13 protein-coding genes and 1 tRNA gene are annotated in these 16,234 nt (G+C 68.9%); 4 read left to right on the top strand and 10 right to left on the bottom strand.

The window, feature by feature from the left end:
- Positions 1–42: 42 nt before the first annotated feature.
- A complete protein-coding gene (tsf, locus tag EOINJALH_RS10280) occupies positions 43–951 on the bottom strand; it encodes a translation elongation factor Ts (protein WP_088280263.1) in 909 nt (302 codons plus the stop codon).
- A gap of 69 nt (positions 952–1,020) precedes the next feature.
- Positions 1,021–1,764 (bottom strand): 30S ribosomal protein S2, encoded by a 744-nt coding sequence (gene rpsB, locus EOINJALH_RS10275; protein ID WP_088280262.1) that lies wholly within the window; start codon positions 1,762–1,764, stop codon positions 1,021–1,023.
- A gap of 134 nt (positions 1,765–1,898) precedes the next feature.
- Between rpsB and EOINJALH_RS10270 the strand changes: the two genes are divergently transcribed.
- Both EOINJALH_RS10270 and EOINJALH_RS10265 read left to right on the top strand, forming a co-directional pair.
- Complete coding sequence (locus EOINJALH_RS10270; RefSeq protein ID WP_088280261.1) at positions 1,899–3,239, top strand: amidase; 1,341 nt, start codon at positions 1,899–1,901, stop codon at positions 3,237–3,239.
- A gap of 80 nt (positions 3,240–3,319) precedes the next feature.
- Positions 3,320–4,609: a D-amino acid dehydrogenase gene (locus tag EOINJALH_RS10265; protein ID WP_088280260.1), complete on the top strand. Its 1,290-nt coding sequence runs from the start codon at positions 3,320–3,322 to the stop codon at positions 4,607–4,609.
- On the opposite strand, the gene EOINJALH_RS10260 is transcribed toward EOINJALH_RS10265, so the two are convergent.
- Both EOINJALH_RS10260 and EOINJALH_RS10255 read right to left on the bottom strand, forming a co-directional pair.
- The gene (locus tag EOINJALH_RS10260; protein WP_088280259.1) at positions 4,583–6,784 is read right to left on the bottom strand and encodes a TRAP transporter permease; all 2,202 of its coding nucleotides are present in this window, start codon (positions 6,782–6,784) and stop codon (positions 4,583–4,585) included. The two genes, EOINJALH_RS10265 and EOINJALH_RS10260, sit on opposite strands and share 27 nt — an antisense overlap.
- Positions 6,785–6,788: 4 nt before the next feature.
- A complete protein-coding gene (locus EOINJALH_RS10255; RefSeq protein WP_088280258.1) occupies positions 6,789–7,736 on the bottom strand; it encodes a TAXI family TRAP transporter solute-binding subunit in 948 nt (315 codons plus the stop codon).
- 109 nt (positions 7,737–7,845) lie between these two features.
- Between EOINJALH_RS10255 and EOINJALH_RS10250 the strand changes: the two genes are divergently transcribed.
- Positions 7,846–9,357 carry an NAD(P)H-hydrate dehydratase gene (locus EOINJALH_RS10250; RefSeq protein ID WP_088280257.1) on the top strand — a complete coding sequence of 504 codons (1,512 nt, stop codon included), beginning with the start codon at positions 7,846–7,848 and terminating at the stop codon, positions 9,355–9,357.
- A 26-nt stretch (positions 9,358–9,383) separates the two neighbouring features.
- On the opposite strand, the gene rnr is transcribed toward EOINJALH_RS10250, so the two are convergent.
- A complete protein-coding gene (gene rnr, locus EOINJALH_RS10245) occupies positions 9,384–11,582 on the bottom strand; it encodes a ribonuclease R (RefSeq protein ID WP_088280256.1) in 2,199 nt (732 codons plus the stop codon).
- A gap of 70 nt (positions 11,583–11,652) precedes the next feature.
- Here rnr and EOINJALH_RS10240 point away from each other — a divergent pair.
- Positions 11,653–11,737, top strand: a tRNA-Leu gene (locus EOINJALH_RS10240).
- Between the two features lie 196 nt (positions 11,738–11,933).
- Here the strand turns inward: EOINJALH_RS10240 and EOINJALH_RS10235 are convergent.
- The 5 genes from EOINJALH_RS10235 to hflC form a co-directional block, all read right to left on the bottom strand.
- Complete coding sequence (locus EOINJALH_RS10235; RefSeq protein ID WP_088280255.1) at positions 11,934–12,455, bottom strand: phosphoribosyltransferase; 522 nt, start codon at positions 12,453–12,455, stop codon at positions 11,934–11,936.
- Positions 12,456–12,495: 40 nt separating this feature from the next.
- On the bottom strand, positions 12,496–13,836 hold the full coding sequence (locus EOINJALH_RS10230) for an adenylosuccinate synthase (protein WP_088280254.1): 1,341 nt from the start codon (positions 13,834–13,836) through the stop codon (positions 12,496–12,498).
- A 33-nt stretch (positions 13,837–13,869) separates the two neighbouring features.
- Complete coding sequence (locus tag EOINJALH_RS10225; RefSeq protein WP_088280253.1) at positions 13,870–15,033, bottom strand: ATP phosphoribosyltransferase regulatory subunit; 1,164 nt, start codon at positions 15,031–15,033, stop codon at positions 13,870–13,872.
- An 89-nt stretch (positions 15,034–15,122) separates the two neighbouring features.
- Positions 15,123–15,308, bottom strand: a complete 186-nt coding sequence (locus EOINJALH_RS10220; RefSeq protein ID WP_088280252.1) for a DUF2065 domain-containing protein — start codon at positions 15,306–15,308, stop codon at positions 15,123–15,125.
- Positions 15,309–15,326: 18 nt separating this feature from the next.
- Positions 15,327–16,229, bottom strand: coding sequence for a protease modulator HflC (gene hflC, locus EOINJALH_RS10215; protein ID WP_088280289.1), 903 nt, complete (start codon positions 16,227–16,229; stop codon positions 15,327–15,329).
- Positions 16,230–16,234: the final 5 nt, after the last annotated feature.

Genomic DNA, 16,234 nt, shown 5'->3' with positions numbered 1-16,234 from the left:
GCCGAGGCGCCCGTGATGAAGCGGGCGTGAGCCCGCTCCGTGTCACTGGCCCTTGGCAGCCGCCACCTGCGCGGCCACTTCGGCCGCGAAGTCGTCGACCTTCTTCTCGATGCCTTCGCCGACCACGTAGAGCGTGAAGCCCGTCACCGCGGTACTGGCGGCCTTGAGCATCTGCTCGACGGTCTGCTTGCCATCGGCGGCCTTGACGAAGACCTGGTTGAGAAGGCTGACTTCCTTGAGGTACTTCTGCACCGCGCCTTCGACCATCTTGGTCACGATCTCGGCCGGCTTGCCGCTCTCGGCGGCCTTCTCGGCGGCGATCTTGCGCTCGTTCTCGATCAGGTCGGCCGGCACGCCCTTGACGTCGATGGCCAGGACGCGCGTGCCCTTGGTGGACGCGGCGATCTGCATGGCCACGTCCTTGGCGGCCACGTCGCTGCCGTCGAACTCGACGACCACGCCGATGCCGGTGCCGTGCAGGTAGGTGGCCAGCTTGGCGTTACCGGCGAAACGCTTGAAGCGGCGGATCGACATGTTCTCGCCGATCTTGCCGATCAGGCCCTTGCGCACGTCCTCGACCGTGGGGCCGAAGCCGTCCTGCGCCAGGGGCAGGGCCGACAGCGCGGCCACGTCGGCCGGGTTGCTGCTGGCCACCAGGTCGGCGCAGGCCTTGGTGAAGGCGAGGAAGGACTCGTTCTTGGAGACGAAGTCGGTCTCGCAGTTGACCTCGACGATCGCGCCGGTGCTGCCGTTGCTGGCGATGGCGATCACGCCTTCGGCCGTCACGCGCGACGCGGCCTTGCCGGCCTTGTTGCCCAGCTTGACGCGAAGGATCTCTTCGGCGCGCGCCATGTCGCCGTCGGCCTCGGTCAGGGCCTTCTTGCATTCCATCATCGGGGCATCGGTCTTGGCGCGAAGTTCGCCGACCATGCTTGCAGTGATTGCTGCCATCTCAAAAATCTCCGGACGTTTGCGAAAAAGGGGCTGAATCAGCCCCTCGTTCCAGGGGTCGGCCAGGCGTCAGGCGCCTTCGCTGACTTCCACGAATTCATCGGTGCCTGCAGCAGCCTGCACCACCTCGTTGACGGCGTTCGACTTGCCTTCGAGCACCGCGTCGGCCACGGCACGCGCATACAGCGCCACCGCCTTGGCCGAGTCGTCGTTGCCCGGGATGATGTAGTCGATCCCCTCGGGCGAGTGGTTGGTGTCGACGATGCCGATCACCGGGATGCCCAGCTTCTTGGCTTCGGCGACCGCGATCTTGTGGTAGCCGACGTCGATGACGAACATGGCGTCCGGCAGCGCGCTCAGGTCCTGGATGCCGCCGATGTCCTTCTCGAGCTTGGTCAGCTCGCGCTCGAACATCAGCGCTTCCTTCTTGGACAGCGTGTCCATGCCGGCTTCCTTGGTGGCCTGCATGTCCTTGAGCTTCTTCAGCGACCCCTTGACGGTCTTGAAGTTGGTCAGCATGCCGCCGAGCCAGCGCTGGTCGACGAAGGGCTGGCCGGAGCGTGCCGCTTCCATCGCGATGACGTCGCGCGCCTGGCGCTTGGTGCCCACCATCAGGATCGTGCCGCGCTTGGATGCGAGGTTGCGCACGAACTTCATCGCCTCCTCGAACTTGGGCAGCGTCTTCTCGAGGTTGATGATGTGGATCTTGTTGCGATGGCCGTAGATGAAGGGGGCCATCTTGGGGTTCCAGAAGCGGGTCTGGTGTCCGAAATGGACGCCCGCTTCCAGCATTTCACGCATGGTGACTGACATGGAGTTGCTCCGAAGGTTGGATCTAGAATCCGGCGCGAATCGCGTGGAGGCTGCAAGCCCCCCGACGACACCTCTTGATGGCCGGTTCGCGAGTGGTTGATCTGTCGTCCCGCGCAGTGAACAGCTTTGAACGCATGGACATCCAGATAAACCCAAAGATTCTAGCATCAGGCGCCGTCACCGCCGCCGATGCCACCCGCCTCGCCCTGTCCCGGGCCGACGGCCCGGCCGCCACCCACGTCTTCGTCCGCCGCTTCGACCGGCAGTCCCATGCCACCGCGTCGGCCATCGACCTGGCGAGGTCTGCCGGCGTGCCGATGCCGCCCCTGGCCGGCATGCCGGTGACGGTGAAGGACCTGTTCGATGTCGCGGGCCATCCCACCACCGGCGCCTCGCGCGCCATGGACGACGCCGCGCCCGCCGCGGCCGACTGCCCGGTGGTGGCCCGCCTGCGGCAGGCCGGCGCGGTGCTGCTGGGCCACTCCAACCTGAGCGAATTCGCCTTTTCCGGTGTCGGCATCAACCCGCACCATGGCACGCCTGTGAACCCGGCGTCGCCCCCCGGCGAGGCGCTGATCCCTGGCGGCTCCACCTCCGGCGGCGCCGTGTCGGTGGCGCTGGGCGTGGCCTTCGCCGCGCTGGGGTCGGACACGGGCGGTTCGATCCGCATCCCGGCCGCGCTGCAGGGCCTGGTCGGCTTCAAGAACACCCAGCGGCTGACGCCCCTGGACGGCTCGATCCCGCTGTCCACCACGCTGGACACGGCCTGCGCGATCACGCGCAGCGTCGGCGACGCGGTGCTGCTGCATGGCGTGTTGTCCGGACGCGCACCCAGGCTGTCGCCCAAGCCGCTGGCCGCGTTTCGGTTTGCCATGCCGCGCACGTTGATGCTCGATGGCCTGGAACCGGCGGTGGCGGGCGCCATCGACCGCGCGATCGACGCCATCGCCCGGGCCGGTGCCCACGTTGTCGACATCGACCTGCCCCCACTCGCCGAGTTGTCCTCGCTGATGGCGCAAGGCGGCTTCGCCGCGCCGGAAAGCTGGGCCTGGCATCGCCGGCGCCTCGGCGAGCGCGAGGCGCTGTACGACCCGCGCGTGGCGCTGCGCATCCGCCGTGGCGCGGCCATGTCCGCCGCCGACTACCTCGACCTGCACCGTGCCCGCGCCGACTGGATCGCCCGCATCGAGCGCGCGGTCGAGGGCTTCGACGCCCTGCTGTCGCCCACGCTGCCCATGGTGGCGCCGGCGATCGCCCCGCTGCTGGCCAGCGACGAGCGCTTCTTCGCCACCAATGGGCTGCTGTTGCGCAACCCGTCGGCGGTGAACATGCTGGACGGCTGCGCGCTCTCGCTGCCCTGCCCGATCGATGGTGGCCTGCCCGTTGGCCTGATGGTCTGGGGCCCGGCGATGAGCGACGACGCCGTGCTGTCCGCGTCGCTGGCCATCGAAACGGCACTCGCCGGGGTCAGCTGACATGAATCGACCCCAAGCTCACTGCGTTCGCAGCCCCCGAGGGGCGCGTCAGCCCCTTCGGGCGGCCGAGCGAGGCTGACATGCGGATTGCCGTGATCGGCGCCGGCATCGTCGGCGTCACGACTGCTTATGAACTGGCGGTCGATGGCCACCAGGTCACCGTGTTCGAGCGGCGCAGCAGCGTCGCCGAGGAGACCAGCTTCGCCAATGCCGGCATCGTCGCGCCGGGCTATGTCACTCCCTGGGCCGCGCCGGGCATGCCGACCAAGGTGCTGATGCACCTGCTGTCCACCCACGCGCCGGTGCGCCTGTCGCAGCCCTTGGGGCCGAGCCATTGGCGCTGGATGTGGCGCTGGTGGCGGGCCTGCAGCGCGGCGCGCTTCCAGGCCAACCGCGGCCGCATGCACCGCCTGGCCCGCTACAGTCAGGCCCGCCTGCGCGCGCTGGCGCACGACCTGCGGCTCGACTACGAGCAGGCCCAGGGCTACATGGTGCTGCTGCGGTCGCCCAAGGACCTGAAGCTGGCCCGCGGCAGCATCCGCATGCTCGCCGAGCTGGGCGTGAACTTCCACCTGATCGACGCGGCCAAGGCACGTGCCATCGAACCCGGACTGGGCGCCGACAGCCCCTTGCATGCCGCAGTGCACCTGCCCGACGACGAAGTCGGCAACTGCCGTCAGTTCGCGCACCTGCTGCGCGGCGAGGCGCAGCGGCTGTCGGCCGCGTTCCAGTTCCAGCGCGACGTGCAGCGCATCGTGCCCGGCCCGCGGCCGCAGGTCGTGCACCGGGCGCTGCAGGCGACGGGCGACACCGCCGAGCCCGCGCGCACCGACGAATTCGACGCGGTGATCGTCTGTGCCGCCATGGGCGCGGCCCCGCTGCTTTCGCCCTTGGGCCTGCGGCTGCCGCTGGCGGCCGTGCACGGCTGCTCGATCACCGCACCGCTGCGCATCGTCGAGGGCTACCCCGACATCGGCCCGAGATCCGGCGTGATGGACGAGGCCTACAAGGTGGCGATCAGCCGGCTCGGCGCGCGGGTGCGCGTGGCCGGCGGGGCCGAACTCGGCGGGCGGCTCGACCGCACCAGCGAATCCGCCCTGGCCACCCTCTACAAGGTGCTGGACGACTGGTACCCAGGATGCGCCCAGATGGCCCAGGTGCAGCAATGGAAGGGCGCGCGGCCGATGCTGCCCGACGGGCCACCGGTGCTGGGCGCCAGCGGCGCCCCGGGCGTGTGGCTCAACCTCGGCCATGGCTCCAGCGGCTGGGCCCTGGGCTGCGGCTCGGCCCGCGTGCTGGCCGACCTGGTGGCCGGCAAGGCGCCGGCCATCGACGTCGAGGGCCTAGACCTGGGCCGGCTGCGAGGCTGACAGCACACGCCGCCGTGCCAGCTGCGCCAGCACCACCGGCGACACCACCGCCAGACCGATCAGGCCGCTGACCAGGCCCGGCGCCACCATCAGCACGGCACCCAAGCCAGCCACGGCCTGCTCCCAGCGGCGCATCTCGACCAGCATGAACTTCGACAGCGCCGCCGCCAGGAAAGTGATGCCGATGATGCAGCCGGTGAAGGTGACCACGAAGTCATACAGCGTGAAGCCCTTGGCCACCAGCAGCAGCGACGGCGAGAACACGAACACGAAGGGCACCAGCGCCTTGGCCAGGCCCAGGCGGAAGGCCATGTTGCCGGTCTTGAACGGATCACTGCCGGCCATGCCCGCGGCCGCATAGGCGGCCAGCGCCACTGGCGGCGTGATGTCGGCCAGCACACCGTAATAGAAGACGAAGAAGTGCGCCACCAGCGGCTCCACGCCCATCAGCACCAGTGTGGGCGCGGCCACCGTGACCATGATGATGTAGTTGGCGGTGGTGGGGATGCCGCAACCCAGCAGGATGCACACCAGGCCGGTCATCACCAGCGCCACCGTGAGCGCGAGCGACTGCTGCGACATCAGCCATGCTGGCAGCCAGTCGGCCACGCCGCCGGCCACGGCCTGCGCCGCGCCGGTGATGATGCTGCTGAGCTTGAAGCCCACACCGGTGAGCGTGACCACGCCGATCACCAGGCCGACCGTCGCCGCTGCGGCACCGACGGCCAGCGCGTACTTGGCCCCGGTCTCGAAGGCCTCGACCATGGCCCCCGGCGCGATGCGGCCCTCGATGCGCAACCCGCGCAACAACAGCGGCGTGGCCACCACCGCCGCCACGAACAGGCCGATGCGCACGCTGTCGTTCTCGATGCCGCCGTACACCAGCGCCAGCAGCACGGCATGCAACACGGCCAGAAGCACCCACTGCACGGGGCGGTTGCCGCGGGCCGACGTGACCAGGCCGACGATGGCGCAGGACGAGATGCCGGCAAACGCCGCCATGTAGGGCGTGCGCCCGTTGACCAGCACGCTGACCAGCAGGACGAGCGGGATCAGCGTCGGCCAGCGGTCGCGGAACGATTCGCGCAGCCGCGGCATCTCCTCGTCGGTGAGGCCGCGCAGGCCGAAGCGCCGCGCCTCGAAATGCACCTGCATGAAGACACCGAAGAAGTGCATGAAGGCCGGGATGGCGGCCGCGGCGATGATGGTCTTGTAGGGCACGGCCAGGAACTCGATCATCAGGAAGGCCGCCGCGCCCAGCACCGGCGGCGTGATCTGCCCGCCGGTTGACGAGGCCGCCTCCACGGCCCCGGCGAACTCGCGCCGGTAGCCCACCCGGATCATCGCGGGGATGGTGAGCGAGCCCACCGTCACGGCATTGGCCACCGACGAACCCGACAGCATGCCGAACATCGCCGAGCCGAACACGCTGACCTTGGCCGGCCCGCCCGCATAGCGACCGGCCACGCTGGAGGCCACGTCGAGGAACAACTGCCCCAGCCCGATGCGGGTGGCCAGCACGCCGAACAGCACGAAGTGGAAGACGTAGGTGGCCACCACGCCCACGGCCACGCCGTAGATGCCCTGGCTGGTGAGGTACTGGTGGTTGACCAGTTGGCTCCAACTGGCACCCGCGTGCTGGAGCAGCCCCGGGAACACCGGCCCGGCCAATGCATAACCCATGAAAAGGATGGCAATGATGGGCAGCGGCCACCCCATGCTGCGTCGCGTGGCCTCGAGGAGGGCGACGATCAGGATCGAGCCCATCGCGACATCCACCAGGCCGGGGTTGCCCACGCGGAATGCCAGGTCCTCGAAGATCCAGGGGATGTACAGCACCGCGGCGGCGATGGCCACGGCCAGCAGCCAATCGAACCAAGGCACGCCGCCCGGCGAGTGCCAGCGGTGCACCGCCGCGCGCTCGAGCAGCGCCTGGCGGTGCGGAAAGACCAGGAAAATCAGGCCCAGCACGAAGGCCAGGTGCACGCCACGGTGCGTGACCTCCTGCAGCAGCCCGAACCCCGCCGTGTAGTAATGAAACGCCGACAGCAGGATCAGCAACGCGCCCACCAGGGTGCTGGCCGGCCGCACCAGCGGCCGGAAGCGCATCTCGGGGTCGAACTTTTGCTCGAGCGCCTGCAGCGTGCGCTCGTCGGGCAGGGCTGCGGCGGTCATGCCGTCACTTCAGCAGGCCGGCTTCCTTGTAGTAGCGCTCGGCGCCCGGGTGGAACGGGATGCCCGCACCCTTGACGGCATTGTCCTTGTTGATGAACTTGCCCTTGGCATGGCCGGCGGCCAGCGTCTTCTGGGCGGCATCGCCGAACAGGGCCTTGGTGATCTCGTACACCGTGTTGGCATCGGCCTTGTCGCTGGTGACCCACTGGGCGCCAACGGCCAGGGTCTTGACGGCACCGACGCCCTTGTAGGTGTCGGCAGCGATCAGGTCCGGCGCGAAGAACCCGTCCTTCTGGCGGATGGCATCGGCCTGGGGCCCGTCGATCGGCACCAACTCGATGCCAGCGCCCGACGATGCCAGTTCGGCAATGGCGCCGGCCGGCGCGCCACCCACGAAGAAGAAGGCGTCGAGCGCGCCGTCCTTGAGCTTGTCGCCCGCCTGGTTGGGCTTGACGTACTCGGGCTTGATGTCCGCTTCCTTCAGGCCATAGGCAGCCAGGACGATGCGGGCATTGACCAGCGTGCCCGAGCCCGGTTCGTCGAGCGCCACCCGCTTGCCCTTCAGGTCGGCCACGGTCTTGATGCCCGAGCCCTTGCGCGCCACCAGGTGAACGCTCTCAGGGTACAGGTTGGCGATCAGGCGCAGGCCGGGCACATTGGGCTTGCCCTCGTAGATGCCCTTGCCGGTGTAGGCCCAGCTGGCCACGTCGGCCTGCGAGAAGCCCGACTCCATCGCGCCGCCGGCGATGCCGGTGACGTTGGCCACCGACCCGTTGCTGGCCTGCGCGGTGACGACGATCTTGCCGGGCTGCGACACCGCATTGGCGATCATGCCGCCGACCGGGTAGTAGGTGCCTGCCGTGCCGCCGGTGCCGATGCGGAAGAACTGCTGGGCCTGGACCGTGCCGGCCAGCGCGAAGGCGGCCAGCGCCGCGACGAACAAACGCTTCATGGGTGACATCTCCTGGGGGTCGCGAGCGGCCCGTCCGGTGGGCCGCCCACGGGCAGTAGAGCACAATCGAACGACCCCTCTCCATGCGGCGAACCCGCAAGCCCGACGCATGCGCCAGCGCCCCACCACCGTCGCCGTGCTGCCCTCGATCCGGGCCTGGCCACTTCACGACGCAGCGGCCACCCGTGGCATCGAGCGCGCCGCCCTGCAGGCGCTGCCACCCCATGCGCTGATGCAGAGGGCGGGCTTGGCCCTGGCCCGCCTGGCGCTGGCCGTCGCGCCGCATGCGCGACGACTCTGGATCGCGGCGGGCCCGGGCAACAACGGCGGCGACGGTCTGGTGGCGGCCCGGTGGCTGCATCAGGCCGGTCGATCGGTGCGCGTCAGCCTGCTGGGCGACCCGCAGCGCCTGCCCGACGACGCCCGCGATGCCCATGCGCAGGCGCTCCAGGCCGGCGTTCCGATCGGTCGCGACCTGCCGGATGCGGCGTCGTTCGACCTGTCCATCGACGCCCTGCTGGGCCTGGGCGCCAGTCGGGCGCCGGCCGGCGACATCGCCGCAGCCATCCGCCTGCTGAATGCCGCGGGCGCGCCGGTGCTGGCCGTCGACCTGCCCTCGGGTCTGTCCGCCGACCGTGGCCAATGCCTCGGCGACGAAGCGGTGCGGGCCACGCACACGCTGTCGCTGCTGACACTCAAGCCAGGCCTGTTCACCGCCGAGGGCCGCGATCACTGCGGCAGCATCTGGCTTGACACGCTCGGACTCGACGGGAACGAGGCCGCCGCCACCGCCCGATTGATCGGCCCACCGGTCCAGGTGCTGCGCCGCCACTCGCAACACAAGGGCAGCTTCGGCGACGTCATCGTCGTCGGCGGCGCCCAGGGCATGGGTGGTGCCGCGATGCTCGCCGCCCGTGCGGCCCTGACCGCAGGTGCCGGACGCGTTTATCTGGCGCGCCTGGACGGCAACACCGCCCCCGACCCCGGCCGACCCGAACTTATGCCTCGCCAGCTTGCCGACGTACTGCGCCCGGGCCTGCTGGGACAATCCACCGTGGTGTGCGGCTGTGGCGGTGGCGACGCGGTGGCGGATTGCCTGCCGGTGCTTGTTCACCATGCCGCGCGGCTGGTGCTGGACGCCGATGCATTGAACGCCATCGCCATCTCCCCGTCCTTGCAGGCAGCGCTTCGGGCTCGTGCCTCCCACGGCCTGGCCACGGTGGCCACGCCGCACCCGCTGGAGGCATCCCGCTGGCTAGGCACCGACACGGCCACAGTGCAGTCCGACCGCCTGCGCCATGCAGAAGCCTTGGCTCAGAAGGCGCAGTGCACCGTCGTGCTCAAGGGCTCGGGCAGCGTGTTGGCTTCGCCCGGCATGATCACCGCGATCAACCCCACGGGAAGCGCCCGACTGGCCACTGCCGGCACCGGCGACGTGCTGGCAGGATGGTTGGGCGGGCTCTGGTCACAACAACCCGCTGACGCGTCCATGGACGTGGCCTGCGCGGGGGTGTGGGCACATGGCCGCGCAGCCGACGATCACCCGCCGGACCTGGCCCTGCGGGCGGGCGATCTCATCGAGGCGCTGGCACGCCGGGCCCTGGTGCGGCCCATGCCCTGAGGCATGCCGACCCAGGCGCGATGCACTCAGCGACGGCTGCTGCGGCCTGACCTCGCGCCCTTGCCTGCCTTGGCCGGTGCCCCCCGGCCCGTCGCCGACTTGCCCCGTCCCTTCTTGACTTCGCGATCCTGGGCCTTGACCGCCTTCAGCGCCTCGACGGCCGAGGCCGACTTGCGGCCCTTGGCCAGCAGCGGCTCGCCCTCGCCGCCTTCGCGAACCATGCGAAAGTCGATCTTGCGCCCATCCAGGTCGACACGGCTGACCTGCACCCGCACCCGCGATCCGACGGCATAGCGCACGCCGCTCTGTTCGCCGCGAAGCTCGGCCCGCGTCTCGTCGTAGCGGAAGTACTCGCCGCCGAGTTCGGTGATGTGGACCAGCCCCTCGACATACAACTCGTCGAGCGTGACGAACACGCCGAAACTGGTGACTGCGGTCACATTGCCGGCGTACTCCTCGCCCAGGTGGTCGCGCATGAAGCGGCACTTGAGCCAGGCCTCGACGTCGCGTGAGGCCTCGTCGGCCCGGCGCTCGTTGGCGCTGCAGTGCGCACCGGCGCTCTCCCAGCGCTCGGCTTCCTGGTGCTGCCCGCCCGGCTTGGCCACCGGCTTGCCGGCGCGCCGCGTGGGCGGTGCCGCCTCGGGCATGCCGGCCGGTGCCGGCGCCAGGTGGTAGCGCTTGCCCAGCAACAGCGACTTGATGACACGGTGCACCAGCAGGTCGGGGTAGCGGCGGATCGGGCTGGTGAAGTGCGTGTAGGCCTCGTAGGCCAGGCCGAAGTGGCCGCTGTTGGTAGCGGTGTAGATGGCCTGCTGCATCGAGCGCAGGAGCATCGAATGGATCTGCGCCGCATCGGGCCGGTCCTTCGTGGCCTCGGCGATGGCCTGCATCTCTGACGGTGCAGGATCGTCGCTGATCGACAGCCCCAGGCCGAGCGCGCGCAGGTAGTTCTGCAGGGTCACGCGCTTCTCGGGCGTGGGCCCCTCATGCACGCGGTAAAGCGCGGGGTGCTTGTGCGTCTCGATGAAGTCGGCCGAGCAGACGTTGGCGGCCAGCATGGCCTCCTCGATCAGCCGGTGCGCCTCGGTGCGGGTGCGGGGCACGATCTTCTCGATGCGACCGTTGTCGTCGCAGACGATCTGCGTCTCGGTGGTCTCGAAGTCGATGGCACCGCGATGGCTGCGGCGCTTGAGCAGCGCGCGGTACACCTCGTGCAGGTGCAGCAGGTGCGGCACCAGGTCTCGCCGGCGTTGGGCCTCGACCCCGCGGGTGTTCGCCAGCACGGCCGCCACCTCGGTGTAGGTGAGCCGCGCGTGCGAACGCATCACCGCCGGGAAGAACTGGTAGGCCTCGATCTCGCCGTCCTCGCGGACCAGCATGTCGCAGACCATGCACAGGCGCTCTTCATCAGGGTTCAGCGAGCACAGGCCGTTGGACAGCTTCTCGGGCAGCATCGGGATGACGCGACGCGGGAAGTACACCGACGTGGCGCGCTCGTAGGCATCGTCGTCGATCGGCTCGCCGGGCTTCACGTAGTGGCTCACGTCGGCGATGGCCACCACCAGGCGCCAGCCGTTGAACGCACCCTTGCCACGGCCGCGCTGGAACGGCTCGCTGTAGACCGCATCGTCGAAGTCGCGCGCATCCTCGCCGTCGATGGTGACCAGCGGCACGTCGGTGATGTCGATGCGATGGCGTTTGTCGATCGGGCGAATGCGGTCGGGCAGGCCCGCTGCCTGCGCCAGCGTCTCGGCCGAGAACCGGTGCGGCACCTCGTACTTGCGCACGGCAATCTCGATCTCCATGCCCGGGTCGTCGATCTCCCCGAGCACCTCGGTGACCCGCCCGACGGGCTGCGAGTACATCGACGGCGCCTCGGTCAGCTCGATGGCGACGACCTGCCCCACGGCGGCATTGGCGATGGCGTTCTTGGGAATCAGGATGTCCTGTCCATAACGCCTGTCCTCAGGGGCCACGACCCACGCGCCGTTCTCGTGCAGCAGGCGGCCGATGATGGGCGACTTGCGGCGTTCGATGATGTCGAGCACCCTGCCCTCGGGTCGGCCCTTGCGGTCGTAGCGCACCACGCGCACGCGCACGCGGTCGCGGTGCAGCACGGCGCGCATCTCCTGCGGCGCGAGATAGATGTCGGGTTCGTTGTCGTCGCGGCGGACGAAACCGTGACCGTCGCGATGTCCCAGGACCGTGCCCTCGACCTCGCTCATGAGCGCGGCGCCCAGGGGGGCGGCGCTTGCTGATTGGCTTTTGTTTATGCTAGACTCCAAAGCTGTACCTGCCCAGGTGGCGGAATTGGTAGACGCACTAGTTTCAGGTACTAGCGCTTAGCGGCGTGGAGGTTCGAGTCCTCTCCTGGGCACCAAAAACTGTAAAAAGGCCGACACGCAAGTGTCGGCCTTTTTCGTTGTCGGGCCACGCCAATGAACGGGTGCCGGCTCGAACGTCGAGCGGGCAAATGGGATCGGTGCCGGGCGCATTGCCGGATGCCACGTGGCACCGGGGGCGGACAGTCGCGCCGTGGGTGCCGAGGCACCTCAGGGCGAGTGCGCCGACATCCATCAAATGACGAACTTCTTGGCCAGTTCTTCCGGCCGAAGGTTGTCGTACTCTTCGAACGGCTGGTGGATCCACGGACTCGTCGGCAGGTGCTCGACGAAGTACTCTGGCGTGTAGGTCGACATCCCCTTGAGCCAGACCACCGCGGTGCGCAACTCCGAGATCGCGGGGACGCCGCGAAGGCGATCGACCACCGCCTTGAGCGTGACGCCCGAGTCGGCGAGATCGTCCACCAGCAGCACGCGGCCCGCCAGTTCGCCCTTGGGCATCGTGATGTACTTGGCCATGTCCAGGCGCCCCTGGATCGTGCCGGCCTCGGCGCGGTACGAACTGGTCGACATGATGGCCAATGGCTTGTCGAACACGCGGGACAGGACGTCGCCCGGGCGCATGCCGCCGCGGGCCAGGCACAGGATCTGGTCGAAGGCCCAGCCCGAATGGGCCACCTTGAGCGCCAGGCGCTCGATCAGCATGTGGTACTCGTCCCAGGACACGTAGAGGTGCTTGCCGTCGTCGGTCAGCATGTGAAAGTCTCCTTGTCGTCGGCGCTGCGTCGGTGCGCTGTCAGCGGGTGTAGGGATGCCGCAGCACGATGGTGTGCTCGCGGTCGGGGCCGGTGGAGACCATGTCGATCGGCACATCCATCAGGGCCTGCACACGCTCCAGATAGGCGCGTGCATTGGTCGGCAGTTGCGCCCACTCGGTGCGGCCGAAGGTCGTCTCCGTCCAACCGGGGAAGGTCTCGAACACGGGCTCGCACGCCGCGATGTCGTCGGCGTCGAGCGGCAGGATGTCGATGGGCCTGCCGTTCAAGCGGTAGCCCACGCACACCTTGATTTCGGCCAGTCCGTCGAGCACGTCGAGCTTGGTGATGCACAGACCGGAAATGCCATTGATGATGACCGAGCGCTTCAGCGCCGCGGCATCGAGCCAGCCACAGCGACGCGGCCGGCCCGTGACGGTGCCACGCTCCTGGCCGACAGTGGACAGGTGGTGACCGACGGTGCCCGGCTCGTCCATCGGCAGTTCGGTCGGGAACGGCCCGCTGCCCACCCGCGTGGTGTACGCCTTGGTGATGCCCAGGATGTAGTGCAACAAGTCGGGCCCGACGCCCGCGCCCGCTGCCGCATTGCCCGCCACGCAGTTGCTGGAGGTGACATAGGGGTAGGTGCCGTGGTCGATGTCCAGCAGGGTGCCCTGCGCGCCCTCGAACAGGATGTTCGCCCCCGCGCGGTGGGCGTTGTGCACGCGGTAGCCCACGTCGGCCATCATTGGCGCCAACTGCTCGGCCATCTTCATGGCCTGATCGAAGATCGGCTGGAATTCGAGCACCGTGCCCTTCAGGTAGCCCCCGAGCGCGAAGTTGTGCAGCGCCAGCAGTTCGCGCAGCTTGGCCGCGAAGCGCTCTGGGTGCTTCAGGTCCTGGACCCGCAATGCGCGACGCGCCACCTTGTCTTCGTAGGCCGGGCCGATGCCCTTGCCGGTGGTGCCGATCTTGCCGGCGCCACTGGTTTCGCGCAGTGCCTCGCGGGCGCGGTCGACCTCGACATGGAAGGGCAGGATCAACGGGCACGATTCGCTGATGTAGAGCCGAGAGCGCACCTCGACACCGATGGCCTCGAGCCGCTCGATCTCGCCCAGCAGATGCGTCGGGTCGACGACCACGCCGTTGCCGATGTAGCACGGCACGCCGTCGCGCATGATGCCCGACGGGATGAGCTGCAGCGCGGTCTTGCGGCCCTTGATGACCAGCGTGTGGCCCGCGTTGTGACCGCCCTGGAAGCGCACCACCCCTTGTGCATGGTCGGTCAGCCAGTCGACCACCTTTCCTTTGCCCTCGTCGCCCCATTGGGTGCCAACGACCACCACGTTGCGGCCGCCTGCGGCCCGGTTTTCAGTCTTCATGCCTTGCCATCTTTCCATCGGGCCCACGCACGCTCAGAGCGAGCGAAGCACCCATTGACCACCGACCGCGACCAGTTCCCGATCGCAATCGAACTCTTCTCCCTCGTGCTCATGCCCGGGCAGCACGCACACCACGATCTCGCCCTGCTCTCGCAGGCGGCGGACGGCCGCCCGCAGGCCGGCATCCTCGCTCCACGGCGCGCGCACCGCGGTTCGGCGGGTCGGCGCCGCGGCGCAGGCCACCAGCGCCTTCAGATCGGTGCTGAAGCCCACCGCCGGGCGATTGCGACCGAACACCGCCCCCACTTCGTCGTAGCGGCCGCCGCGCAGCACGGCGTCGGCGCTGCCCGGTGCGTACACGGCATAGCGGGTGCCGCTGTAGTAGGCGTAGCCGCCGAGGTCAGAGAGATCGAACCCGACCTGCACCTCGGGATAGGCCTTGGCCACGTGGCGCGCGATCCAGGCCAGGTCGGCGAGTGCGGCATCGATCAGCGGACTGCCCGGCAGCCGACTGCGCGCCACGGCAAGGATCTCGTGATTGCCGTACAGATCGGGCAGGGCCAGCAGGCCGGCACGAGACGTGTCCGACAGGCCCGCGCCAAGGGCTTGCAGCCGCGCGCGGTCTTTGGCGGCCAGAGCGGAGACGATGTCGTCCATCTGCGCCTGCGGCACGGACTGCCCGGCCATCACGCCGCGCAGCACGCGCGCGTCGGCCAGGTCGAGCACGGGCCCGGCGACGCCTGCCGCCCGCAGGCCGTCGAGGGCCAGCTCCTGGACCTCGAGGTCGGCTTCCAGCCCGGCGTGGCCATAGATCTCGGCGCCCAATTGCAGCGGTTCGCGGCTGGCGCGCGGGCCCTGCGGCTGCGTGTGCAGCACAGGGCCGCAGTAGCACAGCCGCGTGACGCCCTGGCGATTGAGCAGGTGCGCATCGATGCGCGCCACCTGGGGCGTGCTGTCGGCACGCACGCCCAGCGTGCGGCCGCTCAGCTGATCGACCAGCTTGAAGGTCCTCAGGTCGAGCTCATGGCCTGTGCCCGTGAGCAGCGAATCCAGGTGTTCGAGCATCGGCGGCATGACCAACTCGAAACCATAGCCGCGCGCCATCTCCAGCCAGGCACGGCGCAGCTCTTCGATGTGTCGCGCCTCGGCCGGCAAGACATCGGCAATGTGCTCGGGCAGCAGCCAAGCAGAGGACATGAAAACCACCGGGGATTGAAAGTGGCATTGTACCGGCGGCTCCGGCGCGGCCCGCCTTAGAAGCGGGCGCCGCGCAGGCGCCGATGCCGTCAGTTCCAGGCCAGCAGGAGCAGCAGCCCAACCAGCATGCTCGACAGCCCGACGAACCGGATCTGGCCGTCGCTCATGCGCGTGGCCCGCTCGAAGACCTGGCGCCACAGGCCGGGGCTCAGGAAGGGCAGGACCCCTTCGATGACCAGCATCAGCGCCAGGGCGGTCGGGATCAGGTCGCCCATGGAGCGGCCGCCGACCCGTCAGCGCTTGCCAGCCGCAGGGGCAGGCGACGGCGCCAACGAGCCGCCGCGCATGGCCTTGAAAAAGTCACTGGAACTGTCGAGCACCATCACGTCGTTGCGGTTGCGGAAGGTGGCCCGATAAGCCTCGAGGCTGCGGTAGAACTGCGCGAATGACGCGTCTCGTCCAAACGCATCCGCATACAGCGCCGAGGCTTTTGCGTCGCCCTCGCCCTTGACCTTTTGCGCATCGCGGTAGGCCTCGGCGATGATCACCTCGCGCTGCTTGTCGGCGTCGGCACGAATCTTCTCGCCTTCGGCCGCGCCTTGTGAGCGCAACTCATTGGCCACCTGCTTGCGCTCGGATTCCATGCGCCGATACACCGAGTCGGTGATGTCGGCGACGAAGTCGACGCGCTTGATGCGCACGTCGACGATCTCGATGCCGAAGGCCTTGGCCTCGTCGACGAGGCGGTTGCGCACGTCCTGCATGACCTTGTCACGCTCGGCGGACAACACGCCACGCACGGTGCGCTTGGTGATCTCTTCGTTGAACGCCGCCTGCACGATGGGGCTCAGGCGCGGCTCGAGCGTGCGCTGGTCGGTGCCGTTGTTGCGGATGAACTGTCTCGGCTCGGTGATGCGCCACTTGATCAGCCAGTCGATGATCAGGCTCTTCTTCTCGGCCGTGAAGATCGGCCGTGTTTCGGGGCTGTCCAGGGTCTGGATGCGCTTGTCGAGGAAGACCACGTTCTGGAACGGCGGCGGCAGCTTGAACTTCAGCCCCGGCTCGGTCACGACTTCCTTGATTTCACCGAGGGCGTAGACCACCGCGACCTGGCGCTGGTCGACGACGAACAAGGTGGAGGTGGCCAGCATCACCGCGATGAGCAGGCTGGCGACGGCAAGTCCGATTCGATTCATGTCGT

It is taken from the genome of Ideonella sp. A 288, assembly GCF_002198735.1.
Lineage (GTDB): Bacteria > Pseudomonadota > Gammaproteobacteria > Burkholderiales > Burkholderiaceae_C > Pseudaquabacterium.
The sequence above is the reverse complement of the archived record's forward strand: the minus strand, read 5'-3'. Positions and strand labels throughout refer to the sequence as shown.

What these genes read in the sequence shown, in the direction of transcription:
- tsf (WP_088280263.1), bottom strand. Translation starts at nt 951, where the DNA reads ATGGCAGCAATCACTGCAAGCATGGTCGGCGAACTTCGCGCCAAGACC.
- rpsB (WP_088280262.1), bottom strand. Translation starts at nt 1,764, where the DNA reads ATGTCAGTCACCATGCGTGAAATGCTGGAAGCGGGCGTCCATTTCGGA.
- EOINJALH_RS10270 (WP_088280261.1), top strand. Translation starts at nt 1,899, where the DNA reads ATGGACATCCAGATAAACCCAAAGATTCTAGCATCAGGCGCCGTCACC.
- EOINJALH_RS10265 (WP_088280260.1), top strand. Translation starts at nt 3,320, where the DNA reads ATGCGGATTGCCGTGATCGGCGCCGGCATCGTCGGCGTCACGACTGCT.
- EOINJALH_RS10260 (WP_088280259.1), bottom strand. Translation starts at nt 6,784, where the DNA reads ATGACCGCCGCAGCCCTGCCCGACGAGCGCACGCTGCAGGCGCTCGAG.
- EOINJALH_RS10255 (WP_088280258.1), bottom strand. Translation starts at nt 7,736, where the DNA reads ATGAAGCGTTTGTTCGTCGCGGCGCTGGCCGCCTTCGCGCTGGCCGGC.
- EOINJALH_RS10250 (WP_088280257.1), top strand. Translation starts at nt 7,846, where the DNA reads ATGCGCCAGCGCCCCACCACCGTCGCCGTGCTGCCCTCGATCCGGGCC.
- rnr (WP_088280256.1), bottom strand. Translation starts at nt 11,582, where the DNA reads ATGAGCGAGGTCGAGGGCACGGTCCTGGGACATCGCGACGGTCACGGT.
- EOINJALH_RS10235 (WP_088280255.1), bottom strand. Translation starts at nt 12,455, where the DNA reads ATGCTGACCGACGACGGCAAGCACCTCTACGTGTCCTGGGACGAGTAC.
- EOINJALH_RS10230 (WP_088280254.1), bottom strand. Translation starts at nt 13,836, where the DNA reads ATGAAGACTGAAAACCGGGCCGCAGGCGGCCGCAACGTGGTGGTCGTT.
- EOINJALH_RS10225 (WP_088280253.1), bottom strand. Translation starts at nt 15,033, where the DNA reads ATGTCCTCTGCTTGGCTGCTGCCCGAGCACATTGCCGATGTCTTGCCG.
- EOINJALH_RS10220 (WP_088280252.1), bottom strand. Translation starts at nt 15,308, where the DNA reads ATGGGCGACCTGATCCCGACCGCCCTGGCGCTGATGCTGGTCATCGAA.
- hflC (WP_088280289.1), bottom strand. Translation starts at nt 16,229, where the DNA reads ATGAATCGAATCGGACTTGCCGTCGCCAGCCTGCTCATCGCGGTGATG.